Here is a 24,996-nt window from a genome sequence, read left to right as displayed (position 1 = left end):
TTTTAGCCAAACAGTGACTGGGCAGTCTCATAGCGCTTGAGCGGCACTGCCTTGAGTTCGCCGACCGCATCCTCAAAACTGATCAGCTCGATGTGCTCGCCGCGCAGCGAAACCACCTTGTTGAAGTCTCCGCGGATACACGCCTTCGTGGCGTTCACGGCGAAACGGGTGGCCAGCACGCGGTCGAAGGCGGTTGGGGTTCCACCGCGCTGGACGTGGCCCAGCACAGTGGAGCGAACCTCGGTGTCCAGGCGATTGTTGATCTCGCGGGCGATAACCCCGGTCATGTCCTGGAACTTCTCGTGTCCGAACTCGTCCACTTCCCGCTCGGGCACGTCCAGCGAGCCTTCCTTGGGCAGTGCGCCCTCGGCCACCACGATGATTCCGTACTTCTCCCCCAGCTGGAACCTACGCGCCATGCGGCGGCACACATCATCGATATCGAAAGGCACTTCCGGAATGAGGATCTCGTGCGCGCCGGAGGCCATACCCGCGTGCAGAGCAATCCATCCCACGTGGCGACCCATGACCTCCACGATCATCACGCGATCGTGGGATTCAGCGGTGGTGTGGAGTCTATCGATGGCATCCGTTGCGACCGCCACGGCGGAGTCGAAGCCAAAGGTGTAATCGGTACCGTTGACGTCGTTATCAATGGTCTTGGGCACGCCCACCACGGGGATACCGTTATCGGCTAGGAACTTCGCCCCCTTGAGCGTTCCCTCGCCACCGATGGGGATCAGCGCGTCGATGCCCGCATCTTCCAGGTTGGCCTTGATCTGATCGATGCCCGCCTTGAACTTATCCGGGTGCAAACGGCCGGTGCCCAAGATGGTTCCGCCGCGGCGGATGATGCGGTCGATGTTGTCATCGTCATACAACTGCACCCGCCGATCCTCCAGCAGACCCTGCCAGCCATCTTCGAATCCCACCACGGTGTGCCCGCGCCCCGCCGCTGTCCGCACGATCCCACGGATCACTGCATTGAGTCCGGGACAGTCTCCACCACTGGTCAGAGTCGCAATTCGCATAATTTTGAGTCTAGCTGTCCACCGCGCGCCCCGCACTCCACATGCCGACACCCAACAGAATCACCGCGGGCACTAAGGAGGCGGCAAAGCCGATTCCCGGCGTACTGCCGAAGGAAATTTGCAGGATCATGCCAATTACCGCGGCACCGATCACCGCGCCCAGCTGTCGCGTGGTGTTGTAGATTCCGGATCCCGCGCCGGCCATCGAACCGGGCAGATCCCGCAGCGTGGTGGTGGAGTTCGGAGCCCAGATCAACGGGCTCGCCACTCCGAGGACCACGTTGGCCAGCAGCATCCACCACACGTTGATCTCCGCAGCCATGATTCCGGCCGTCATCGCCAAACCCAAGGCCATCAGGCCGAAGCCCGTCATAGCCAATGGCCGCGGGCTCATCCGGTCCGTGGCTCGTCCCACCAGCGGGCTGAGCAGGAAGCTCAGCAGCGACATCGGAGTCATCAGCAATCCAGCCGCGATGGGGTCCAGGCCGCGCACCTGCTGGACATACAGCATGATCGGGATCATCATGCCCGCGATAGTGAACCCCATGGTGAAGATGGAGAGGTTGCCATAGGAAAACGAGCGACGCTCAAACAGCGAGAGCGGAACCAGAGGATCCCGCCCGGTGACTTGATTCTGGCGTCGAATAAAAAGGACCGCACCCACCGCTGCCACAGCGAACAGGACCCAGATCCACCAGGTCCAGTGCACACGTTCGCCCTCCTGAATCGCGAAAATCAGCGCGCTCATGGAGACGATGGACAGCACGATCGAGAGCCCATCGATGGGCTTGTCCGAAGGTTCAAAGCGCGGCACCCACAGGTAGACCATCACGATGGAGAGCACGCCGATCGGCACGTTGATGATAAAGATCCAGTGCCAGCTGGCCACGCTGGTGATCACGCCGCCAAGGATGGGCCCCAGCAAAGTGGATAGCCCCGCCGTGGCGCCCCACACGCCCAGCGCGGAACCGCGTCGCTCGCGCGGGAATACCCGGTTGATCACGCTCATGGTCTGCGGGCTCAACAAGGAAGCACCCAAACCCTGCACCGCGCGGGCGGCGATCAACTGCTCAATGGAACCAGCCAGGCCACACCACAGCGAGGCCAGGGAAAACAGCACCATGCCCGCGATGTAGAGCCGCTTCGGACCCCACCTATCCCCCAAACGCCCCGTGACCAGCAGCGGAACCGCAAAGGCCAGCAGGTACACGGAGGTGATCCACACCACCTGGCCATAATCCGCACCCAGATCATCCTGGATCGCGGGCGTGGCCACGGTGACGATGGTTTGATCCAGCAGGATCATGAAGAAGCCGATGCATAGCGCGATCACGCAGCGCCATGCCTGCGGCAAAGGCAAAGTTGTCACTAGTCTCCTGCAGCGCGCAACCGCTTCAGCTCCTGCCGCAGGGTTGGCAACGCGTCTTTAAATGCCGGGAGGAGATCGAGCTCCTCCAGCTTGTCGATGTGGTGCCAGGCCAAGTCCGAAGACTCGCTGGTCGCGGTGAATGCCAACTGCTCATCGCATTCGGCGATGACGGTAGTGTACGTCCACTTTTCGGAGAAGTTCTCATCCTTGATCTCCCACCAGCCCCGATTACCCAGGCCGATGATTCCCTGCCCACCGTGGTCGGGGTGGAAGACCTCATCGCCGTGCTCCACGCGCTCCAACAGTGCCTCTTCGTTGAGCGGTTCGCGGCGCAGAACGTGCGACAGCGGGAACTCGGAAGTGACGCATTCCCCCAGCACCTTGATGTGCCCCGATTCCACGCAGGTCTCTTCCCACGTCTCGCGCAGCGCTGCATCCACCGCGGTCTCCCCCGGATTGCGCGCTCCTCCCGGCACAGCCCACGTGCCGCCACGGTTGGTCCACGCGGCGCGGAGCTGCATCAATACGTAGTCATCGGGTGAGACCAAAAACAATCCGGCGGCCCCCAGAACTCCCCAAAAACGGGTGCCGTCGCCCATCACTGCCCAGCCATCGCCTTGGTAATCCATGGCTGCCACCTTAGTGATATCAGAAGCGAAGGTGCGAAACCTGCACCCATCCGGGATCCACCACTGCCTCGCCGTGCCCGAACGCGCCGAACTGTTCCACGCATTCCCGCACGGCATACAGGTGGAATGTGCGCACGCCGGTCAGCGTTTCCACCGCCACCAGGCGCGCGCCTTCGATGGCCTCCAGCCGATCCTCTATGTCCCAGAGTTCCTCGGCGCTTTTTTCTTCGACGCCAGCAATCTCCACCCGCACATGGATCTCCTTCAAAGGATCACTCAACGGGTGGAGCGGGGGCCGAACGCGGGCCACGTAGTGTTCTTCGCCCTGGTTGGATTCATACAAGCGCCACGTTCCCTCGCCCATGGTGGGAAAACGAGCTTCCAGCTGGGCTATTTCCGCGTTCACGTCGGCTACCGTGAGCTCCGGGCCGGGTTCGGTGGCGAAGTTGATCTCTCCGAACCACATCTCCACGTTGCGTTCGCCGAACGCGCTATCCAGCAGGAGAAAACCGAGGTTGGGCTCCGTAATTCCCGGGTGATAGACATCCACGTTGAGCACGGAATCCCCCGGATTGAGCCGGAAGCGCAGGTCATCGGTGCTCACGGTGGCCTCCCCCAGGGAGATGGAGAATCCCGGGGTGGGTTGGCGCAGATCGTAGAACTCCCAGATATCGGAAGCTGGCGCGGCATTCAGCCAACGCCTGGCCACCGCGCGGTTCTCGGCATAGCCCTGCGCTGTGACGGTCAAGCCAAAGGGTGTATTCCGGCCCGGGTGGAACTCGAATGCGAGATTCGGGCCGATCCCATCCACGTGCTCGTTCGTCTCTTGAATAAGAGCGTCATCGGCTGGCGTTCTCTCGCGGATGGCCTGTTCCCAGCGCTGTGCGCCAGTCTCCTGCCACCACTGCCAGAACTCCATGCTTAGCGGCCAGCTTCGAACGCTGCACCCACGCGGTACAGGCGATCATCGCCGTGCGCTGGGCCCATGATCTGCAGGCCGGTGGGCAGGTTCGTGTCTGCCGCGAAACCACCGGGTACGGACATTCCGCACACGCCGGCCAAGTTCAGCGGCAGGGTGAAGAGGTCGAACATGTACATCGCCAATGGGTCATCGATCTTCTCGCCCAACTTGAACGCGGTGGACGGGGTGGTCGGAGCCACGATGGCCTCCACCTGCTCGAACGCGCGCTTGAAGTCCTGCGCGATGAGGTTACGGACACGCTGTGCTTGGAGGTAGTAGGCGTCGTAATAACCAACGGAGAGCGCGTAGGTACCCAGCATGATGCGGCGCTTCACCTCGGGGCCGAAGCCCTGCGCGCGGGTCAGGCTCATCACTTCATCTGCGGAGTGGGTGCCGTCATCGCCCACGCGCTTGCCGTAGCGCATGCCATCGAAACGGGCCAGGTTGGAGCTGACCTCACACGGCAGGATGAGGTAGTAGGCGTTCAGCGCGTGATCGAAGTTGGGGCAATCCACTTCCACCAGCTCCGCGCCCTGAGCCTGCAGCTGTTCGAGGTTCTTGTTGTAGGCCTCCAGCACGCCAGGTTGAATGCCCTCGCTGCGCTGGAATTGCTTGACCACGCCCAGCTTCACGCCCTTGAGGTCACCATTGGCGCCCTGCTTGGCGGCGCCGACCACGTCGGGGATTTCCTGGGGCGAGGAGGTGGAATCGTTCATGTCGTGCCCAGCGATCACCGAGTGCAGCAGCGCGGTATCCAGCACCGTGCGGGCAGTCGGGCCACCCTGATCCAGGGAGGATGCGCAGGCCACGAGACCATAGCGGGAGACGGTGCCGTAGGTGGGCTTCACGCCAACGGTGTTGGTCAGCGCTGCGGGCTGGCGGATGGATCCGCCGGTGTCCGTGCCGATGGCCAGCGGAGCCATGCCTGCGGCTAGCGCTGCGGAGGAGCCACCGCCGGAGCCGCCCGGGGTGCGGTCCAAGTCATAAGGGTTCTTGGTGGGACCGTAGGCGGAGTTCTCGGTGGAGGAACCCATCGCGAACTCGTCCATGTTGGTCTTGCCCAGAATGGGGATACCGGCGGCGCGCAGTGCCACGGTCAGGGTGGCGTCGTATGGGCTCATGTAGCCCTCGAGCATCTTGGAACCGCAGGTGGTGGGCGCATCAGTGGTGGTGAAGACATCCTTGAGCGCCAGCGGCACTCCAGCCAAAGGGCTGGTGGGAGTCTCTCCGGCAGAGATGGCGTCGTCAACAGAAGAAGCCGCAGCCAGCGCCTCATCGGCACCGACGTGCAGGAACGCGTTGATGTCACCATCGATCTCGCCGATGCGGTTCAGGTGGGCCTGGGTGACCTCCACGGAGCTGATCTCGCCAGCGTGGATCTTGGTGGCCAGATCAGCAGCGGTCCACGTGGTGAAATTCGCGTCATCGCGCGCGCCAACTACATATTGTGAATTCATGGAAAAACTCCTTAGTTAGTCGGCGAGAATCTGGGGAACCTGGAAACGCTGCTTGTCCTGAGCAGGCGCCTGATCCAGGGCTTGCTCGGCGGTGAGGGTGGGAATCACCACGTCCTCGCGCATCACGGTGTTCTGGGTGGGGTGGCTCAATGGCTCCACGTTGGCGGTATCTACTTCACCGATTGCCGCCACGTGATCCACGATCCCGTCGATCTGGGCGGCATATTCGTTGAGTTCTTCCTCGCTCAAGCTCAGGCGGGCCAAGCGAGCCAAGTGTGCTACGTCATCGCGCGAAATCTCAGACATGGGGATTAGTCTAGCGATAGTCCGGCGGGGTGCAGCATTACGGGGTGGCATGACTATGCTCGAAGGCATGTCTTACCTCATGCGCGTCCGTATGCCCGATGGCCCCGGTTCTCTCGGGCTTCTCGCTGTGGCTTTGGGCAATGTGGGCGCCAATATCGTGGGCGTGGATATCGTGGGCCACGATGAGGACGGCGTGGTAGTGGATGACATCGTCGTTCAGCTGCCCAGCCGCCTCCTCCCCGATGCTCTCATCACCGCGTCTCAGGAGCTGCCCGGTGTGTACGTGGATTCCATCCGTCCGTACTCGGGAACGGTGGATCGACGCGGTCAGGTGCAGATGCTCGCTGCCGTTGCTTCTCGACGCCACAATATCGATCAAGCACTCGCCCTCCTGATGGAGAGTTTGCCTACTTCCATGACTGCGGGCTGGGCAATCGTGCTGCGCAGTGAGCCTTCCACCACTCGCGTGGCCGCCTCTAGTGCGGCACCGGCAGATAACGGACGAGTGCTGGAGTACGCACCCGTGACCGAGACGCGCGTGCTCAATCCGGAAGCCGAGGATTGGATCCCGGAAAACTGGACGGTCATGGACTCATCTCTGGCCGCCACGCCCATCAAGGGCACAAATTTGCTGCTGGTGATCGGTCGCCCCGGCGGCCCGGACTTTCTGCTGTCCGAACTGGAGAGCCTGGAGCAGCTGAGCATCATCGTGGGCGCTTTCTTCAACTAGCGCACTAGCGCAGGAAGAACTGGTACGCGGGAGAATCGGTGACATCCCGGTAGGGGTATCCCAGCTGCTCCAGGTGTTCCTGGAACTCCGCGTTGCCTTCCACGTTTTCAAACGCCGCGAGGATGCGGCCATAATCCATGCCGAAGCTGCGGTAGTGGAACGCTGTGATGTTCCAGCGGGTACCCAGGATTTCCAGGAAGTGCTGAAGCGCGCCTGGGTGCTCGGGGAATTCAAAGCTCAGGGTGTTTTCTGAGACCTCGACCGGCGGCTGCCCGCCGATCATGTAGCGCACGTGCTGCTTGGCCATCTCGTCTGCGGAGAGATCCACCACGCCATAACCATTGGCTTCCAGATCCTCCACGATTGCCTGCCGGTTCCCGCCCTGCACGCCCACGAAGATGCGCGCGGTCTTGCGGGAGCCCAGCCGGTAATTGAACTCCGTGACTGCCCTGCCCCCCAGGATCTTGCTGAACTTCAGGAACGCACCCTGCTCCTCCGGGATGGTGACGCCGAAGATTCCCTCCGTGCCCTCACCCAGTTCTGCGCGTTCCGAAACATAGCGCAGTGAGTGGAAGTTCATATTCGCACCGGAGAGGATCGCCGCGAGGTTCTCGTTCTCGGTGCCGTGATCATGCACGTAGCGCTTGAGACCAGCCACAGCCACAGCACCTGCTGGTTCGGCGATGGCCCGGGTGTCGTCGAAAATATCCTTGATCGCGGCACTGATCTCATCTGAGGTGACGGTCACCACGGCGTCGAGATATTCCCGGCACAAACGGAAGGATTCCTCACCTACCTGGCGCACCGCCACGCCCTCCGCGAACAGGCTCACGCGATCCAGCGTGACGGGCTCCCCCGCCTCCAAGGCCGCGCTCAGGCAGGCGGACTCCACGGGTTCCACGCCGATGACCTGGATCTCTGGGCGCAGCTGCTTGAGCAAAACCGCCACGCCGGCCGCCAGCCCGCCGCCGCCGACTGGCACGAAGACCTTATCCAAATCCGGACGATCCTGGAAAAGCTCTAAGCCGATGGTGCCCTGACCAGCGATGACTTCCTCGTCATCGAAGGGCGCCACCCAGATCAAGCCGTCGCGCTCGCTGAGTTCCATGGCCTTGGCCTTGGCTTCGTCGAAGTTAGATCCATGCAGCAACACCTCGCCGCCGAACCCCTGCACCGCGTTGATCTTGATGCTCGGGGTGGTCACGGGCATCACGATCAGCGCGTGAATTCCCAGCTCGCGGCCGGAAAGCGCCACTCCTTGGGCGTGGTTGCCCGCCGACGCGGCCACCACTCCCCGACGCTTCTCCTCCGGCGTGAGCTGCGCCATGCGGTTGAATGCCCCGCGGATCTTGAAGCTGTGCACCGTCTGCAGATCTTCCCGCTTAATCAGCACGGTATTGCGCGTGCGAATAGACAGCGCATCCATGCTTTCCAGTGGGGTGTGCTTGGCCACGCGGTACACCGGCGCGGCCACGATGCTCTTCAAGTAGTCTCCGCCTGTTTTCACCATGGAAGACAATCTTAGCTACGTGGATGCGCCCGCGTTCTCGGCGACCTCTACGAAGGGATCCTTACCATCGAGAACGCGATGGACCTGATCCTTGTCGATGGTCCTTGTCCACGTGCCGACCAACAGAGTCGCCACGGAGTTTCCGGCGAAATTGGTGAGTGCACGAGCCTCTGACATGAACCGGTCAATGCCGACAATGATGCCCACCCCATCCAGCAGATCCGGCCGGTGCGATTGGATTCCAGCAGCCAACGTAGCGATGCCTGCACCGGTAACACCCGCGGCACCCTTGGAGGCAATGATCATGAAGATGAGGAGGGAAATCTGCTCCCCGATGTTCATGGGCTTGCCCATTGCATCCGCCACAAAAATTGATGCCATCGTCAGATAAATCGCCGTGCCGTCCAAGTTAAAGGAATATCCGGTGGGCACCACGATGCCAACCGTGGATTTATCAACCCCGATGTGTTCCATCTTCCGCATGAGGTTTGGCAATGCGGATTCAGAAGAGGACGTGGCGAAAATCAGCAGAAATTCCCGGCCCAAGTACTTAACCAGTTTGAAAATATTAAATCCGGTGAATACCCGCAGAATTAATCCCAGCACCCCGAAAATGAAGATCACGCAGGTGAGATAGAACCCCAGCATCAACATGCCTAGCTGCACAACTGCGTTAATGCCTGTTGCACCCACCACCGCTGCCATGGCTCCGAATGCGCCGATGGGAGCCAGCCACAGAATCCATCCCAGGATTTTGAACACCAGTTTTTGCAAGTGCCCCACCAGATCCAAAATGGGCTCCCCGGATGGACCCATGGACTGCAGCGCGAAGCCCACCAATAGGGCAATGAGCAAGGTCTGCAGAACCGATCCGCTGGTCAGAGCGGAGAAAAAGGTATCTGGAATGATCGACTGGATAAATCCAAATAGGCCATGTGGCGCCTCTTCGTTCTTGGAAAGCGCGTCCTGAACTGCACCCTGTTCTGAGTGCAGGTTGAGGCCATCGCCCGGCTGGATCAGGTTGCCGACAACCAGGCCGATGCCCAGAGCCAGCGTCGACATCGAGATGAAATAAACCAGAGCGATGCTGCCGGCTTTGCCCACGGTCGCAGCCTCGCGCACGGAACCGATTCCCAACACAATGGTGCAGAAGATCACCGGAGGGACAATCATCTTGATCAAGCTGACAAATGCCGTGCCCAGGGGTTTAAGGCCCTTGGCGAACTCTGGGGAGACCAGCCCTAGGACAACACCTGCTACTACAGCAATAATCACTGCAATGTAGAGCCAGTGTGTCCTATCCTTTTTCGCTTTCTTGGTGGAGGCGGGTGCCGATTGAGACATGAGGGGTTTCCAATTCTCGAGGGGTTAATGCTGCAAGAATTGTGCTCTTGTGTGTCTCGGATAACAAAACGCCTGGGAACTGTCCCGGTTGTCAAAGAAAATGCGCAGGCGGGAGCTGGAACAATCAGACTTCCGCAATGGGCCAACTGTTATTTACTGAAGTACTTTTACCCTGCTTTTCGAAATATGCCTGCAAGCTAACTTGCGCCTCGTAGTACCAGGTGGATTGCGCGAGCATCAGCTCATCGGAGGTCATTTCCAGCAGCTCGGGGTACTCGCGGGTGAGCTTCCACGCGATGCGGGCTGCGGCGACAGCATCCGCAGTGGCCTCATGCGCGTTATCCAGCGGGACTTTGTAGTGCGCAGCCACTACCTCCAGCGTGCGCTTGCCTTTTTGGATCTTCCGCTTTTCCTTATCCACCACCAGCGGGTCAAACACTGGGCCATCAACGGTGAAACTGGGTTCCAGAGCGCGGAGAACACTGAGGTCATAGGGGGCGTTGTACACGATCAGCGTGGCCCCTTCTTCCCATCCTTTGCGGATCCGCTCGATGGTTTCCGCCAGCACATCATCGTGCGGACGGCCATGCTCGCGGGCATATTCCGTGGTGATGCTGTGCACCTTCGCGGCCGCCTCCGGGATCTCAATCCCCGGATCCGCCAGCAGCTCGACATCATCCCGATCCTTTCCCTTGATTGTCACCGCCGCGCTGGTCACGATCTTCGCCGTGCGCGGGTCCACCCCCGTGGTCTCCAAATCGAAGCTGAGCATGTGCGATGGATCAAAATGTCCGTTCATGCCCACCACTCTATAGGGGGCTCAGACAGGGGGTTTAGACAAGCATGTCGTCTGCGATGCGATCAGTGTTGTCAGCCTCGATGAACAGTCCGTCATCATCGCCGAAGAGGTAGTTGTGTGCAGTGTTGTCTGGGAAGAGAAACATTGTGGTGCTCCTTGTTTTGGTTTCTTTTGGTGTCATGTGAACGGTATTCACGCTAAAACCAGTGACCTCGTTCGTCGACCCCGGTCCCCCAAATAATTTCATCAACAGCTCTGTGTTTTTGCAGGTGGCACGGATTCATCACCACCTCAGTAGTTATATTTTCGCGATGCACCCCGTGCCCCCTGTTGTGTTGCGAGACACATTCATAACGGCAGGTGAACACATGTTTTTATCGGTATCCCGCTGGCTCTTGACAAGCTTTTCTATTTCACTATAATCGAACACATGTTCTAGTTTGAGATGGGATTTCCAAGCCCTGTCTCGTGCCTGAATACTCTGTTCTTCAACACCTCACCACCATCACGTCCTCGGGGGACTCGTGAACTCAGCACAACCATCGTGGCGCGTCTGCGATGACTCAGACCCACTCAGCCAAGCCATCATCCACCGAAACCAACAAGACCTCGCCATCGCTTTCAACTGCACACCACTGCCGGATGAATGCGTAGATGACGTGCGCTCTCGTCTCGCAGTCCGCCTCGGCGTGACCGAGAGCATGGCCATGCATTTTCTCGACGCCAACCGCATGCTCAACCGCTTTCCCCAACTCGCTGCGCACTTGTCTGACGGGCACATGTGCTTCGAATATCTCCGTCGCTTGGCGGAATACCTCGAGGCTGTTCCCGATGAACTCATCCACGTGATCGAAGATGACTTGCTCACGGCGATTAAGCCGAAGAAATCAAACCAGGCCGTCCCCACTCATCGACGCTTGCGATCCATCTGCGAGCGCATCATGGATAAGCACTGCCCGCCTGCTCGACCCAGGGAGGAGGATCCCACTCCTGCTCCCGATGAACGCTTCCCGCTCCTGCATACCGATGCCCGAAATGAACTGGTCACCAGCTTCATCTTGAAGCTCAACAAGGCAGAGGCTCACGAGGTCAACCTCATGCTGGACCATGTGTGCCGTGAGCAACTGTGTGATCGAGCCGAAGCGTTCATGCAGCTGCTGCGCGGGGAATCCACGGCGCAGATCACCATGAACGTGTACCGCTCGGTGGATGCCAAGGACGGCAGGGTTCAGATTGCGGGACACTGGCTGCATCCGCTGATCTCCGCTGATTGGATGCGCCGCATCACCCACGTGATGGCGCCCGGTTATGCCAAGACAGACGGTTACCAACCCACCCCAACCATCCGCGCATCGGTGATCGGCAGGGATGGGCATTGCCGCTTCCCCGGTTGCGATGTGCCTGCCGAGCGCTGCGATCTCGACCATGTGCAGCGCTGGGAGTCCGAGACATCAACTGCAAACTTGCATTGTCTCTGCCGCACCCACCATCGCCTGAAGACCGCAGGTCAGTGGGATGTTTCACTCCACGCGGACGGCACGGAAACCTGGACTTCGCATGGAGATGGGCACACGGTGGTGACAGAACCGGGCGGCGTTTTGCGTCGAGAAACATTCGAAATGCGTGCAGTCCGGCGCACCAAAGTTTTACAGGAGTACAACGAGCGTCGGATCCGGTGGGAGAAGATGAATGCTCAGGTGACTAGCGCAGCGCGGTTTGGCTTGCGGATAGACTCGGCGAGGTGAGCAATATTCAGGAACAGTGGCAGCAATTGGCCGAAGAGGTGCGCACGCATCGCGAGCGCTACTACTACGGTGAGCCGACCCTCAGCGACCAGGACTTTGATGCCCTGTTGCGCCGGCTGCAGGATTTCGAACGCGAGCACCCAGAGGCGGTCACGGAGACCAGCCCCACGGCCGAAGTCGCCCCTGCGCCGCCGGAATCCAGCCCATTCCGGAACGTGGATCACCGGGAGCGGATGCTGAGCTTGGACAATGTCTTCGATGAGGAATCGATGCAGGCGTGGCTGGATCGCACGCCTGCGGAGACTTACCTGACCGAGCTGAAGATCGACGGTGCCTCCATCAACTTGCTATACGTCAACGGCAGGTTGGAATTGGCGCTGACCCGCGGCGATGGCACCACGGGTGAGGACATCACCCATAATGCACGCACGTTGAGTGATATCCCCGATCAGCTCGAAGGCGACTATCCCGAGCTGGTGGAAATTCGCGGCGAGGTGTTTATCACGGTGGAGGATTTCGCCACGATGAATGCGCAGCGCCAGGCGGAGGGGCTGAAGATGTTCGCGAACCCCCGTAACGCAGCGGCTGGTGCGATGCGGCAGAAGAACCCGGAGGACACAGCCAAGCGTCCACTGCGGCTGATCTGCCATGGCATCGGTGCGCGCGAGGGCTTTGACGTGTCCAGCCAGCACGAGGCCTACAAAGCCATTGCGTCCTGGGGACTGCCCGTGAGCCCCTATACCAAGCAGGTGCACAGCGCGAAGGAGGTGCTTGAACAGGTCACATACTGGGGCGAGCACCGCCACGATGCCGCCCATGAGATGGATGGGCTCGTGGTGAAGGTGGACGCGCTGGAGGAACAGCTGGAACTGGGTACCACCAGCCGCGCCCCACGCTGGGCGATCGCATACAAGTACCCGCCGGAGGAAGCGCTGACAATCCTGCGGAACATCCGCGTGGGTATCGGCCGCACCGGCCGCGCCACCCCGTACGCGGTGATGGAGCCCAAGTATGTGGCAGGTTCCACGGTCTCTATGGCCACGCTGCACAACCCATCGGAGGCCCATCGCAAGGGCATCCGGCTGGGAGATACCATCATGATCCGCAAGGCCGGAGAGGTAATCCCGGAGGTTTTGGGCCCCGTGGAGGATGCCCGCGCAGGCGGAGAACGCGAGTTCATCTACTCCAGCATCTGCCCCGAATGCGGCACTCCCCTGGCGCCCACCAAGGAGGACGACGCCGACTGGCGCTGCCCCAACACCCGTTTCTGCCCGGGTCAGCTGCACACCCGCCTCACCTACCTGGCCGGTCGCGGCGCCTTCGATATCGATGCCCTCGGTGAGAAGGCAGCCTATGACCTCATCCACTCCGGCGTGCTCGCGGACGAATCCACCCTGTTCAGCCTCACCCGCGAGGACCTGGAGAAAACCACCGCGTACACCACCAAGGCCGGCTCACTGAACAAGTCCGGTGAGACGCTGCTGGAGAAACTGGAAGCCGCGAAGTCCGTGGAGCTGTGGCGAGTCATCGTGGCGCTCTCCATCCGCCACGCCGGCCCCACCGCGGCAAAAGCCCTGGCCAAACACTATGGGTCAGTCGAAGCAATCCGCGCTGCCACCACCGAAGAGATGTCCGAGATCGAAGGCGTGGGCCCAATCATCGCCCAATCGGTCGCGGATTGGTTCACCGTGGATTGGCACGCGGGCATCGTGGAGGCGTGGGCCCAGGCTGGTGTGCGTATGGAATCCGACGCCGCCGAATCCACCACTGCGAACACCCTAGAGGGTCTGACAATCGTGGTCACGGGATCCCTGGAAGAGTTCGATAGGACGCAAGCCAAGGAAGCGATTGAGGAGCGGGGCGGGAAGGCGTCGGGAAGTGTCTCGAAGAACACCGATTACCTGGTGGCGGGCGAAAAGGCCGGCTCGAAGCTGACCAAGGCCCGCGATCTTGGGGTGAAGGTGCTGGATGAGGAGGGCTTTAAGCAGTTACTTTCCGGAGAATTGTCCAGCACTCCTTGATGATGACCAGCTGCAGCCAAGCGAGGTAGGGCGCGAGGAGGTTGGCGCGTTGTGGGTCGACCTCGCGGCAGCGCTGCAAGAGATCCACGGTGGAGCCGGTGAGCAGAGCCGCGCTGACCAGCGAGGCATAGGGGGACTTGCTGCTGAGCACGCTCCACCCAGCGCTGAGCGCGATGTTGGCACCAACCGATTCGGTGAGTTCCGTGAAGTGTCGCCCCTTGCCTTCGAACTCCTCCAGATCCGCCAGGGTATTACCAACTACGTGCGCCACTGCCCAGTGCAATGGCGGCCATGCCCAGCGGGATTTGCTGTTGAACAGGCTGATCCCGGTGTTCGCTGCCAAGGCCAGGCTGGTGGCAAAGAGGGTGCGGTAACGGCGGCGCTGCTTGATGGGCCCCGTGTGGAACTTCTCGGTGAGGAGGTTCATGCGCACAAGGCTAGTCACGCCGTTCGATTTTTGGGAGCGGGGTTGTCCTGAGCATCTTCTAGGATAAGCCTGCCGCCGATCTAGGAGACACGATGACTTCCTCTCATCTATTCGAAACCCTTTCCCACGAAATACCTTCAGCAACCGATCCTCAACAAGCAGACTCTTTTCGCCAATTTGTCAGTAATGCTTGCATTTTTGCCACGCAGAGTTTTTATAACGTCGTGGTAATTCTGGTGCAAAACCCTGGAGCCACAGCTGCGCTTAGCAAGGAGGATTGGGAAGCCATTGGGCGAACGCCCCAGCCTGGGGCGCGGCCGCTCATAGTCTCGCAGATCAAGGGGCCTACCTCAGTGGTCTACGATATTTCGACCACTGAGAACCGACAGCCAATTACTGACGCCGAATCATTTGCGAAATTGCCCGAACACCGCTTTTCCGTGAGTCTTGAGCAGGCGGTAGGCAAGCTCGAAGAAGTGATGGCCAAGTATGGCCTCCACAAGTCCAACCGTGAGCCCTCGCCCGAAGAGTTGCAGCAAATGCTCGAATCACGCATGGATGTTGCCCTGACGCCAGTGAAGAACCCCGCTCGACACACGGGGATGTCACTCGCATTTCCGTGGCCGTCCACCTATACCTACGTATCCGCGGCTCCCCCATCCTCTCGGCTCACGGAAGTCATCTACGCAGCTAGTCTTGCCACGATCACGTACAGAGTCCCGTGGTTGACGTATCCAGAAGATTCTGTCGACGAGAAGTCTTTGTACATGCAGATCGGACGCGCGAATGAACCGAGGAGCGGCACCCCTTCTACTGTTCACTATTTCGAGGCTGCGATGGCCACATTCATCCTCGGACGCCGTTTGGGTTGGCAACTCGATGTTCCCCTAGCCACGGAATTCCTCGCGTCGGATGACCAGCTGGCCCCGGAAGGAACCTCTGTGGTTCGCATGTGCCAAGCGGTGCAGTTTTTGGAGAAAGAGTTCACTCCACTCACTAGTAACTTTTTCCGGCTAATCCGAGACCTCTAACGGATCGCGCAGGATTCCTCGCCGACCAGCGGGCCGAGCTTATGGCGGTTCATCGCGACCAGCCGGTACACACCAGCAAACAATGGGGAAAGCGGGCGGAACAAGAGCACCGTGCCGGCCGCCCGAACCCAGCGAGCTCGCCCATGGTTCTTGAGCACAGCACCGATGGCCTTGTGGCCCAGCTCCTTGGAATCTCCGTTTTCGTACACGGCGAAGTCATCGAGCTGCGCGGGCTTGGTCTCCACATCCGCGAGCCCGGTGAGCTTGCGGGCGGACCACTGGCAGAAGCCGCAGTCGCCGTCGTAATAGAAAGTCATCAGTTCCTCCAGAGCATTTGCGCTGATGTACGCGCTATAGCTGCCACGGTACTCGCTTCCGCAGGCGTGCGAACGGCCTCCGGCACCACGAAATCCACCAGCTCCGGAAGTTGCTCAGCCGGCAGGGTCCACTGCTTCCACAGCTGCATCGCGGACTTCGCGATCCGGGAAGCTTGCTGCTCAACCGTCCCCTTAGCAGCTGGAATCAGGATGCCGACGCCCCTGCCCTCCCCCAACTTCGCCCCAATCGAATCCTTGGTTGCTGTATCCATCTGCAAGTCCACAGTCTCACGAGTCAGCGGTACTCCCACCTGCTCACGGAACCGGCGCCACACGCCCTCGATGATCTCCGGGTGCACTGGATCCAGTTGGTGAAACTGGGTTGCTCCGGGGAGCCCGGTTTCCACGGCGGACACCAGCGGCTCGTGCATGCAGACATAAACCTCTGCCCCGATCGCCGAAGACAAGCGCGCGCAGTGTTCCCGCATCGCCTCACCCAGTGTCAGCGCCACGTCCTTGAATGCGGGGCGATCAGCGATCAACGGATGCCCGCGGAATTCCACGGACGCGCCGAGACTCCACGGCCCCAGCACGTGCACCATCACTCGCTCGACGCGACCTGGCAGCAGCTCCTCACCCAAGTCCCAGTGCTCGCGCATGAATCCTGCGGTGCGTCGTGACTCCAGGCTGGGGTGCGCGGTGATCTCCCATCCGCGCGGGTTAGTGCGCAGCGGAAGTTGCGACAAAGAAGCCGTGGTCGCCACCAGTTCCCTGCCCACTCCACCACTGATCCGCGGCAGGGAAAGCACTGGTGGCACACCGGTGTCCTCGTCCACATCCACGGTTCGCTTCAGCGCGCTGAGGTAGGCCGAACGCAGATCGGTGTGGGTGGTTACGGTGTTCTCCCACCAGCCCAGGCGGGTCATGCCGTGTGGCGGATAGTTCCGGAACCCAGCAGGATGTCGCCCTCTGGATCTCGCTGGTACACCACGGCGGCCTGCCCGCGGGCCACACCCTCCAGAGGTTCAAGCAACTCCAGCTCCAAGCGCCAAGGCTTTTCATCCTCGCGCTTCTCGCGACCGGCAGGAGTGACTGGATCTGGATCATCCACCAGGCGAGCGATCGCGGGGACTACCCCGCCGTGCGCGCGCACCTGCACGTCGCATTCGAACTCGCGTCCGTGCTTGGCTGGGTCGAGTCGTTTCAGGCGATCGGCGATGATCTCGCGCACCTGCAGATCCTCGCGACTACCCACGGTCACCGTGCCGGTGGCCGCGTTGATGTCCGTGACATAACGCGGCTGCCCATCCAGCCCTTCGCGCGGAAGGCCCAGGCCCTTGCGCTGCCCGATGGTGAATCCGTACACGCCCTCGTGCTCGGCCACCGTCTCCCCCGCGGAATCTTTCATCAGCCCTGGTCGCAGGCCGATCTTGTTGCCTAGAAACGCCTGCGTGCGCCCATCGGGGATGAAGCAGATGTCATGGGAATCGGGCTTGGAGGCCACACCGAACCCAGCATCCTTGGCCTCTTCGCGGATCTCCGGCTTCACGGTATCGCCGACCGGGAACATGCAGTGCGCCAGCTGCTCATCGGTAAGCACACCGAGAACGTAGGACTGGTCCTTGTTGGCGTCGATTCCTCGACGCATCACCCCGTCCTCCAACCGCGCGTAATGGCCGGTGGCCACGGCATCAAAGCCCAACGCGATGGAGCGATCCAGCAGGGCTTCAAACTTGATCTTTTCATTGCAGCGCAGGCAAGGATTAGGGGTCTCACCGATGGCGTAGGAATCCACGAAATCATCGATCACATCGGCCTTGAAGCGGTCCGAGAAATCCCACACGTAGAAAGGGATGCCCAGCTTGTCCGCCACGCGGCGGGCATCGGCGGAATCTTCCAGGCTGCAGCAGCCGCGCGATCCGGCGCGCACGGCCTCGGGGCTCTGGGATAGTGCCAGGTGAACGCCCACTACGTCATGCCCAGCCTCGATCGCGCGGGAGGCCGCCACCGCGGAATCCACCCCGCCACTCATTGCTGCTACTACTCGCATATGTGGCACCCTACGCGCCCGATGCCATGCCAGCCAACCTGGCTTGATCCACGATTCGCGGCAGTTGAGCAGCCAGCTCAGCAGCACCTTCCGGAGTGATCGAGGGCCCAAAAGTCAGTCGCAACGCCCCGCGCGCCACGGACACGTCCACGCCCATCGCGATGAGCACGTGCGAGGCCCGATTCACCCCCGCGCTGCATGCCGATCCCGTGGACGCATCCACCCCAGCCGCATCCAGCAGCATGATCAAACTATCGCCCTCCGCCCCCGGAAAACTCATGTGCAGATGCCCCGGCAACGCGGGCTCATTGGTCCAAATGCGCACGTCAGCGATGCTCTCCGCCACCGCCCGTACCTGCTCGCGCGCCGCGGTCATCTTGGCGTTTTCTTCCTCCATGTTCTTATTTGCCGACGCCAACGCCGCCGCAGCTCCAGCCGCACCCTGCACGTTGACGGTGCCTGAGCGCAGCTTGCGCTCCTGGCCACCGCCGCGGACCGGGCTGAGGATGTTCGCGTCTCGCCGGGCCAGGAGGATGCCGATGGACTTTGGACCGCCGAACTTGTGCGCGCTGGCGGCTAGTGTGGCCGCTCCGAGCTGGTGGAAATCAACAGGCAGGTGTCCGACTGCCTGGACGGCATCCGTGTGGAAGGGGATTCCGTTAGCCTGGGCATAATCACTGAACTGCTGAACGGGCTGGATGTTCCCGGTTTCGTTATTGGCCCACATGCAGGTGAGCAAGGCTAAGTCTTCGCTGGCGGGAAGGGATGCTCTACCGTGCGCGTCAACATCGAGGCGCTCATGGGTAAAACCGAAATCCACCGGTCCTTCGCACAGCCAGGCCACGGATTCCATCACTGCGGGGTGCTCGATATCCGCGCTGGCAATCACCGAGGCTCCGCGCTTGGCCTTGGAACCGAAGGCCAATCCCTGCACTGCGATATTGTTGGCCTCCGTGCCGGAGCCGGTGAATATCACCTCTGCGGCGTCCGCCCCGAGGAGTTCAGCAATCTCCTCACGCGCATCTTCCAGCACGCTGCGCGCGGCCCGCCCGGAGGCGTATTGACCGGCAGGGTTCAGCACGTGCGCTGCCTCCACCATCGCCTCGTGCGCTTCGGCGCGCAGAGGTTGGGATGCAGCGTTATCAACATAAAGACGATTCACGCTAGCTACCTTAGTCCCCCGCCGGACATCTACCAGATCTATCAACCGTCAGAAGATCTATCAAATCTATTCACGCGCCCAAGATCTATCAAATCTCCAGTAGTGTGAGCGTTATGCGCAATCCATTCCGCCCCAGCTTCGGTGCCTCCCCCTATTTCCTCGCGGGACGCGATGAACTACTCCGTGGCTTCCAACTCAGTCTCATGGAGGGGCCCGGCTCCCCCAACCGCGCGCTTCTACTCAGCGGAGTACGCGGCGTGGGCAAAACCGTACTTCTCAACGAACTCGAAGATACCGCGAAAACCCAAGGCTGGGTCACCCTGCGCTGCTACCCACGCGCCAACATGATCGAGGAGCTGGTTCACACCACCATCCCCCAAGCCATAGCAGCTCTCAACCCGCAGAAACAGCGGACCATCACCGGCGCAAACATCGCCGGGTTGGGAGGCATCCGCACGGATGAGAACCCGGAGGCCGTGGAATCCACACCCACCCTCATCACCCGCTTGCATGAGCTCGCCGAGCACTGCACTGGGATCTTCCTCACCCTCGATGAGTTGCAGGCTGCACAGCCGGATCACCTGCAGGAACTGGCCACCGCCGTGCAGGATCTGATCCGAGATGAGTACGAGATCGCGCTGGCCTGCGCGGGTCTCCCGCATGGCGTCGAAAAACTACTGCAACACGAAGGCACCACGTTCATGCGCCGGGCCACGCGAGTGGACTTGCACGCCGTGGCGGATGCGGACGTGGCCATCACGCTGCGCACCACAATCGAAGATGCCGGCAAGACCATCGAGGAAACCGCTCTCCACCAGGCAATGGATCTGTGTCGCGGTTACCCCTACCTCATCCAGGTAGTGGGTTCGTTGGCCTGGGCGCAGGCATCGCTACAGGATTCACCCATCATCACTGAGGAGCACACCCATGCGATTTCCGCTGACGCCATCAATCGCATGATGACCCAAGTTCACCGCCCCGCGCTCATGCAGGTGCCCGATGGGGAAATCGCTTTCCTGCAGGCCATGGCTAGTTTCGACGGCGTGGACGTGCCCACCGCCGAAATCGCGCAAGCCCTAGGCACATCCCCCAATGGCATTTCGGCCCGACGCCAGCGACTGATCATCCGGGACCTGATTGAGAGCGCGGGGTTTGGCGCGGTCCGGTTTACTCTGCCTTATTTGGGTGAGTATGTTCGCGAACTGAGCGCATAGAAAAACCCGCCCCGAAGGGCGGGTTTAACCTCAAGAAGCTTAGAGCTTACTTGCGAGCCTTGAGCTCATCAGTTGCCTGTGGAGCAACCTTGAAGAGGTCGCCGACAACACCGAAATCTGCGATTTCGAAGATGGAAGCTTCCTCGTCCTTGTTCACAGCCACGATGGTCTTCGAGGTCTGCATGCCAGCCTTGTGCTGGATAGCGCCGGAGATGCCCAGCGCGATGTACAGGTTTGGAGACACGGTAGAACCGGTCTGTCCAACCTGGAACTTGCCTGGGTAGTACTCGGCATCCACAGCGGCGCGGGAAGCGCCAACTGCTGCTCCAAGCACGTCAGCCAGTGGCTCAACGACGGTGGAGAAACCTTCGGCACCGGCAACACCACGGCCACCGGAAACCACGATCTTCGCCTCGGTCAGCTCTGGGCGGTCGCCGCCCTCAGCTGCTGCGAAGGAAGTGATGGTGACAGCGGTTGGACCGGCAGCAGGCAGTTCAACTGCCTGCACGTTGCCAGCTGCAGCCTGTGGCTCTGGGTCCACGGCGCCTGGGCGCAGGGTGAACACAGGAGAAGCGCCAGCGGCGGAGGTGGTGACGGTGTACTCGCCACCGAAGATTGCCACCTGGGCGTTTCGATCAGCATCGATAGAGGATGCGTCGTAAACCACGCCGGAAGCAACGCGTGCGCCGGTACGGCCAGCAACTTCGTTGCCCGTTGCGGTCGCGGTGACCAGCACTGGAACCTGCAGGTGTGCAGCCAGGCCGGACAGTGCGTCCACGGATGGGGTGACCAGCAGAGAATCTGCCTGGTCGGATTCAGCGGCGTAGATGGTCTCTGCGCCAGCAGCAGCCAAAGAAGACTGCAGCTTCTCAGCGGTGCCTGGGGCACCGACAACGACAGCTCCGACGGAGCCAAATACTCGAGCAGCGGTGATCAGTTCTTGGGTGGTGTTCTTCAGCTCACCCTCGACATGGTCAACCAAAACCAAAACGTTGGTCATGAGGTGTACCTTTCTCTCTTAGTTAGTGGGGGTGAACTGGCCTAGACCAGCTTTTCCTTAACGAGGAACTCAACCAGCTTCTTGCCGCCATCGCCTTCGTCGGTGATAACTTCACCGGCGGACTTAGCAGGCTTTGGAGCGGAGTTAGACACGGAGGTGGTGGCGTTAGCCAGGCCGACGTTAGCAGCGTCCACTCCGATGTCAGCCAGGCTCAGCTCCTGGATCTTCTTCTTCTTAGCAGCCATGATGCCCTTGAACGCTGCGAAGCGTGGGGTGTTTGCCTTCTCCGTGACGGAGATGATGGCTGGAGCTGGAGCCTCGAGGCCGAACTTGCCCTCGTCGGTCACGCGCTCGCCAGTGACCTTGCCGCCTTCAACGCTGAAGGACTGCATGTGGGTCAGGGATGGGATCTGGCGGTACTCGGAGAGCAGACCAGGAATGGAGCCAGCGCCACCATCGGTGGAGGCGTTACCAGCGATGATTACTTCGATGTCCTCGATCTGGTTCAGCGCGTTGGACAGGGTCCATGCGGTGCCCAGAACGTCGGAGCCCTCGAGAGCCTCATCGGTGACGAGGATCGCCTCATCGCAACCGAGGGACAGCGCCTTGCGCAGTGCTTCGGTGGCGCGAGTCGGTCCGACAGACAAAACAATAACGTTGCGGGAGCTATCAGCTTCCTTCAACTGCAAAGCAGCTTCCACTGCGTTTTCATTGATTTCATCCAGAACCGCATCTGCACTATCGCGGTCCAAGGTGAAATCATCGTCGGTGAGCTTGCGCTCGGAGTAAGTGTCCGGCACCTGCTTGACCAGAACAACGATGTTCGACATGCGTTGGCCTTTCCTGGTTGGGTTTATTTTCCAGATCCACTATATAGATACTTCTCAGCAAGGCTCCACAAAGGTTGCCAATTTTTTTATAATTTTTCCCTCATGACCGGCTGACAAACGATAGCCGTAGCCGATATACCCACCCGGGTGATCATCACCGACCAGCTCTCACTCCCCCGCAGCTTAAGTTTCTTGCGCAGCTGATCCGGATCCACGTCCACTCCCCGCACCAGGATTTCCACTGCCCCGGCGTTCACCCCCTGCAGCGCACTCTTCAGCTGTTTCAGCGGCACCTGCTGATGCACGACAAATGCGCGCAACCCGGTTTCCCCATCCGGCACGCTATCGCCGGTCAGGTAAGCGATGCGCGGATCCAGCTGCCACAAACCGTGCTGATGGGCCACGTGGCGAACCAATCCGGCGCGGACGATGGCGCCATCGACGTCGAAAACAAAATCACCCAAGGGCTTTTCCGGGATGTCATCGGGTTGCGCATCGGTCACCACCAGCGTGCGATCGCCACGCAACAACACCGCCCGGCGTCCCACCTTGGCCAGCCCGGGGGTGTACACGCAGGCTTCCTTCACATCGCCATCCACGCTGACGATGTCGATCTGCCCGGCCCATTCGACCACGTCGGCAAAATCGATGCCCGGCGCGCACTTCACTGCCAACTCGCGGCCGCGGTAGGCCTCCACCAACTCCGGCAGGGGCGGCATGAGCTGATCGATGCGGTGGATACGGCCAGAGGTTCCCCGACGCGCGGGGTCGGCAATAACCACTCCCTCGCGCGTCACCGGCTGCAACGCGTCCGCGCGGACCACGGGCACCTCCGGCACATTTTCCCGCGCCATCCGCAGGCGAATCTGATCCAGATCCGAACCCAGCGCATCTATGCCCGCGCGCTGCATGGCCGCTAGTTCGGTACCCACGCTGCACGTCACATCCGTCACGCGCTGCACGCCAAACTCACGTAAATGAGCAGCGCGAACATCCGCCACTACCCCGGGCGTGGCTTGCTGCGCGCTGGGGCCGTCCAGCATCCATGCGTCCCCGCCGTGGATCTTCTTGCGCGCCAAAGCCCGAGCGCGCACCAACTCCACCAGAGCGCGGGCATTCTCCCCGTACTGCTTGCGCAGCGCAGTGAGATCGGCCAGCTCTGACTTCTTGGTCAGCGGGTACTGCTGTGCGGCCTCCACCGCTTCCGGGTGGCTCAGCAGAAAATCCAGTTCAGAGGAGGAATACGGCATGCGTTACTGCAGGTATGACCCTGGATTGCTTTCAAAGGGGTGCGCGGGCAGGTCTTCCGGAGCCACGGCAAACTTCATGCCCGGCGCGAAATGACGCCGCGGGGTGCCGAACATCTTGGTTTCCATGAGGTAGTACTCCGCCATGTACGGCTCATCCACGGGCTCCACGGTCACGGGATCCACGGAAAGGTTTGCGGAAAACTCCATGACCTCAGCAACTGTGCGGAAGGTATCCAGCAGTTTGAGCTGTGCCCACGTGGGTGGCATGAGGCTGATCTTCTTGCTGCGCCAACCATCGAGCAGCGTGGCGGGACGGAACCAGCCGGTAGAGGTGGCCTCGCGGGTGTCACCGCGGGGGATCTGGCCTTCCGGCAGCTGAGCCACGAAGAACGCGGTGTCATAGCGGATGGGCTGCTCCTTGGGGGTCACCCAGTTGGCCCACGGCCGCAGCAGGTCCGCGCGCAACACCAGCTTGTTGTTATCCATGAAGTCGGAGAAGGAGAGCTGGTGGTTTTCCAGCAGCTTCCGCTCGGCTTGGAAGGGCGCGGTATCCCCCACCACGGTTCCATCGGCGGTGCCGGCTAATAGGGTGCCGGATTCCTCGAAAGTCTCGCGCACTGCAGCACACACCAAGGCGCGAGCCATGGCCGTGTCCTTGCTCAGGCGCTCTCCCCACCATTCCAGGTTCTGACCCTGCCATTGCAGACCAGGAGATTCGTGACCATCCTGATCCACGTCACCGGGCATGTCGCGGGCATCCACCCCACCGCCGGGGAATACCGTCATGGACGCACAAAAGGACATGGTGGAGGCGCGTTCCTGCACGTACACCTCGGGTCCGGAGAGGGTATCGCGCAGCAGGATCACGGATGACGCATGACGCGGCTCCACTGGCCCAACGAGTCTTCCACGCCGATTCTCACTCATGCGGACCTATCTTACTTACTTCTGTGAGAGCCACCCCGGCGCGTGCGACGGGCAAACCAGCGCCCGCCATCCTGGGTGATCTCAATCGGCTGGTGGAATGCAGAGGTGAGGTGCTGGGATGTCATCACGTCTTCCAGAACACCCTGGGCCACCACTTCGCCTTCGTCGAGCAAAAGACCATGCGTGAAGCCGGGCGGGATCTCCTCCACGTGGTGGGTGATCATCACGATCGCGGGAGAATCAGGATCCTCCGCCAGCTGCGAGAGCAAATGGATGAGGTCTTCGCGCCCACCCAAGTCCAGGCCTGCACCCGGTTCATCCAGCAAAAGCAGCTCTGGGTCCGTCATCAACGCGCGGGCAATCAACGTGCGCTTGCGCTCCCCCTCGCTCAGCGTGCCCCAGGTCTGCTCTGCCAGGTGATACGCGCCCACCTGCTCCAGGATCTCGATGGCGCGCTCCTGATCCATCTCGTCGTACTTCTCGCGCCAGCGGCCCAGCACGTCGTATCCAGCGGAGATCACGATGTCCGCCACAATCTCATCGTTGGGAATCCGCTGCGCCAGCGCGGAGGAGGACATGCCGATGGACGTGCGCAGCTCGCGCAGATCCACCTTGCCCATGGTCTCCCCGACGAGCACCACGCTGCCGGTGGTGGGGAACATCTGCGCGGCGGCCAAGCGCATCAGTGTGGTCTTACCGGCGCCGTTCGGCCCCACCACCACCCAGCGCTCGTCCAATTCCACTTGCCAGTCAACTGGTCCCAGGATCTTGCGACCCTCGCGGACTACAGTCACCCCGCTCATATCGATCACGAGGTCCTCCGCCAGTGCGGGGGCCGTTGCAGGTGCGGAAATCAATGGGTTGTGAGTCACGCCCTCCATGGTGC

Annotated in this window: 24 protein-coding genes; 5 read left to right on the top strand and 19 right to left on the bottom strand. The window is 61.0% G+C overall.

The window, feature by feature from the left end; genetic code table 11:
* Positions 1–2 precede the first annotated feature (2 nt).
* The 6 genes from IRY30_RS04410 to gatC are packed head-to-tail and all read right to left on the bottom strand — an operon-like array spanning position 3 to position 5,753.
* Positions 3–1,031 (bottom strand): ATP-dependent 6-phosphofructokinase, encoded by a 1,029-nt coding sequence (locus IRY30_RS04410; protein WP_194556143.1) that lies wholly within the window; start codon positions 1,029–1,031, stop codon positions 3–5.
* Between the two features lie 10 nt (positions 1,032–1,041).
* On the bottom strand, positions 1,042–2,400 hold the full coding sequence (locus tag IRY30_RS04405) for a DHA2 family efflux MFS transporter permease subunit (RefSeq protein ID WP_309825092.1): 1,359 nt from the start codon (positions 2,398–2,400) through the stop codon (positions 1,042–1,044).
* Positions 2,400–3,029: an NUDIX domain-containing protein gene (locus IRY30_RS04400; RefSeq protein WP_194556142.1), complete on the bottom strand. Its 630-nt coding sequence runs from the start codon at positions 3,027–3,029 to the stop codon at positions 2,400–2,402. The genes IRY30_RS04405 and IRY30_RS04400 overlap by 1 nt, the downstream gene beginning before the upstream one ends.
* A gap of 19 nt (positions 3,030–3,048) precedes the next feature.
* Complete coding sequence (locus tag IRY30_RS04395) at positions 3,049–3,948, bottom strand: hypothetical protein (protein WP_194556141.1); 900 nt, start codon at positions 3,946–3,948, stop codon at positions 3,049–3,051.
* A 2-nt stretch (positions 3,949–3,950) separates the two neighbouring features.
* Positions 3,951–5,447 carry an Asp-tRNA(Asn)/Glu-tRNA(Gln) amidotransferase subunit GatA gene (gatA, locus tag IRY30_RS04390; RefSeq protein WP_194556140.1) on the bottom strand — a complete coding sequence of 499 codons (1,497 nt, stop codon included), beginning with the start codon at positions 5,445–5,447 and terminating at the stop codon, positions 3,951–3,953.
* 15 nt (positions 5,448–5,462) lie between these two features.
* Complete coding sequence (gatC, locus tag IRY30_RS04385) at positions 5,463–5,753, bottom strand: Asp-tRNA(Asn)/Glu-tRNA(Gln) amidotransferase subunit GatC (RefSeq protein WP_194556139.1); 291 nt, start codon at positions 5,751–5,753, stop codon at positions 5,463–5,465.
* 67 nt (positions 5,754–5,820) lie between these two features.
* On the opposite strand from gatC, the gene IRY30_RS04380 reads away from it, so the two are divergent.
* Positions 5,821–6,483, top strand: coding sequence for an ACT domain-containing protein (locus IRY30_RS04380; protein ID WP_194556561.1), 663 nt, complete (start codon positions 5,821–5,823; stop codon positions 6,481–6,483).
* Positions 6,484–6,487: 4 nt separating this feature from the next.
* On the opposite strand, the gene ilvA is transcribed toward IRY30_RS04380, so the two are convergent.
* From ilvA to IRY30_RS04365, 3 genes are all read right to left on the bottom strand, one after another.
* Positions 6,488–7,993, bottom strand: a complete 1,506-nt coding sequence (gene ilvA / locus IRY30_RS04375) for a threonine ammonia-lyase, biosynthetic (protein ID WP_194556138.1) — start codon at positions 7,991–7,993, stop codon at positions 6,488–6,490.
* 15 nt (positions 7,994–8,008) lie between these two features.
* Positions 8,009–9,337 (bottom strand): cation:dicarboxylate symporter family transporter, encoded by a 1,329-nt coding sequence (locus tag IRY30_RS04370; RefSeq protein WP_194556137.1) that lies wholly within the window; start codon positions 9,335–9,337, stop codon positions 8,009–8,011.
* Between the two features lie 124 nt (positions 9,338–9,461).
* On the bottom strand, positions 9,462–10,136 hold the full coding sequence (locus IRY30_RS04365; RefSeq protein WP_194556136.1) for a 3'-5' exonuclease: 675 nt from the start codon (positions 10,134–10,136) through the stop codon (positions 9,462–9,464).
* Between the two features lie 524 nt (positions 10,137–10,660).
* Between IRY30_RS04365 and IRY30_RS04360 the strand changes: the two genes are divergently transcribed.
* Together IRY30_RS04360 and ligA are read left to right on the top strand one after the other, a co-directional pair.
* A complete protein-coding gene (locus IRY30_RS04360) occupies positions 10,661–11,881 on the top strand; it encodes an HNH endonuclease signature motif containing protein (RefSeq protein WP_194556135.1) in 1,221 nt (406 codons plus the stop codon).
* Positions 11,878–13,902, top strand: a complete 2,025-nt coding sequence (gene ligA, locus IRY30_RS04355) for an NAD-dependent DNA ligase LigA (RefSeq protein WP_194556134.1) — start codon at positions 11,878–11,880, stop codon at positions 13,900–13,902. The genes IRY30_RS04360 and ligA overlap by 4 nt, the downstream gene beginning before the upstream one ends.
* Here the strand turns inward: ligA and IRY30_RS04350 are convergent.
* Positions 13,862–14,347, bottom strand: a complete 486-nt coding sequence (locus IRY30_RS04350; protein WP_194556133.1) for a tryptophan-rich sensory protein — start codon at positions 14,345–14,347, stop codon at positions 13,862–13,864. The two genes, ligA and IRY30_RS04350, sit on opposite strands and share 41 nt — an antisense overlap.
* Positions 14,348–14,421: 74 nt before the next feature.
* Between IRY30_RS04350 and IRY30_RS04345 the strand changes: the two genes are divergently transcribed.
* Positions 14,422–15,360, top strand: coding sequence for a hypothetical protein (locus IRY30_RS04345; RefSeq protein ID WP_194556132.1), 939 nt, complete (start codon positions 14,422–14,424; stop codon positions 15,358–15,360).
* Here the strand turns inward: IRY30_RS04345 and IRY30_RS04340 are convergent.
* From IRY30_RS04340 to IRY30_RS04325, 4 genes are read right to left on the bottom strand one after another with little or no spacing between them, the layout of a single operon-like run.
* Positions 15,357–15,677: a thiol-disulfide oxidoreductase DCC family protein gene (locus IRY30_RS04340; RefSeq protein WP_194556131.1), complete on the bottom strand. Its 321-nt coding sequence runs from the start codon at positions 15,675–15,677 to the stop codon at positions 15,357–15,359. The two genes, IRY30_RS04345 and IRY30_RS04340, sit on opposite strands and share 4 nt — an antisense overlap.
* Positions 15,677–16,603: a uroporphyrinogen decarboxylase/cobalamine-independent methonine synthase family protein gene (locus tag IRY30_RS04335; RefSeq protein WP_194556130.1), complete on the bottom strand. Its 927-nt coding sequence runs from the start codon at positions 16,601–16,603 to the stop codon at positions 15,677–15,679. The genes IRY30_RS04340 and IRY30_RS04335 overlap by 1 nt, the downstream gene beginning before the upstream one ends.
* Complete coding sequence (gene mnmA, locus IRY30_RS04330) at positions 16,600–17,727, bottom strand: tRNA 2-thiouridine(34) synthase MnmA (RefSeq protein WP_194556129.1); 1,128 nt, start codon at positions 17,725–17,727, stop codon at positions 16,600–16,602. The genes IRY30_RS04335 and mnmA overlap by 4 nt, the downstream gene beginning before the upstream one ends.
* Positions 17,728–17,737: 10 nt before the next feature.
* A complete protein-coding gene (locus IRY30_RS04325; RefSeq protein WP_194556128.1) occupies positions 17,738–18,889 on the bottom strand; it encodes a cysteine desulfurase family protein in 1,152 nt (383 codons plus the stop codon).
* Between the two features lie 113 nt (positions 18,890–19,002).
* Here IRY30_RS04325 and IRY30_RS04320 point away from each other — a divergent pair, with 113 nt between their 5' ends.
* On the top strand, positions 19,003–20,103 hold the full coding sequence (locus IRY30_RS04320) for an ATP-binding protein (protein WP_228502565.1): 1,101 nt from the start codon (positions 19,003–19,005) through the stop codon (positions 20,101–20,103).
* Between the two features lie 46 nt (positions 20,104–20,149).
* Here IRY30_RS04320 and IRY30_RS04315 read toward each other — a convergent pair whose 3' ends face one another.
* From IRY30_RS04315 to IRY30_RS04295, 5 genes are all read right to left on the bottom strand, one after another.
* On the bottom strand, positions 20,150–21,103 hold the full coding sequence (locus IRY30_RS04315; protein ID WP_194556126.1) for an electron transfer flavoprotein subunit alpha/FixB family protein: 954 nt from the start codon (positions 21,101–21,103) through the stop codon (positions 20,150–20,152).
* Between the two features lie 41 nt (positions 21,104–21,144).
* A complete protein-coding gene (locus IRY30_RS04310) occupies positions 21,145–21,933 on the bottom strand; it encodes an electron transfer flavoprotein subunit beta/FixA family protein (RefSeq protein ID WP_194556125.1) in 789 nt (262 codons plus the stop codon).
* Between the two features lie 86 nt (positions 21,934–22,019).
* Positions 22,020–23,183, bottom strand: coding sequence for a class I SAM-dependent methyltransferase (locus tag IRY30_RS04305; RefSeq protein ID WP_194556124.1), 1,164 nt, complete (start codon positions 23,181–23,183; stop codon positions 22,020–22,022).
* A gap of 3 nt (positions 23,184–23,186) precedes the next feature.
* Positions 23,187–24,110, bottom strand: coding sequence for an NUDIX hydrolase (locus IRY30_RS04300; RefSeq protein ID WP_194556123.1), 924 nt, complete (start codon positions 24,108–24,110; stop codon positions 23,187–23,189).
* An 11-nt stretch (positions 24,111–24,121) separates the two neighbouring features.
* Positions 24,122–24,991: an ABC transporter ATP-binding protein gene (locus IRY30_RS04295; RefSeq protein ID WP_194556122.1), complete on the bottom strand. Its 870-nt coding sequence runs from the start codon at positions 24,989–24,991 to the stop codon at positions 24,122–24,124.
* Positions 24,992–24,996: the final 5 nt, after the last annotated feature.

Origin of the sequence: Corynebacterium suicordis DSM 45110 (assembly GCF_015351405.1) — a bacterium.
In the GTDB taxonomy this organism is placed as follows: Bacteria; Actinomycetota; Actinomycetes; order Mycobacteriales; family Mycobacteriaceae; genus Corynebacterium; species Corynebacterium suicordis.
The sequence above is the reverse complement of the archived record's forward strand: the minus strand, read 5'-3'. Positions and strand labels throughout refer to the sequence as shown.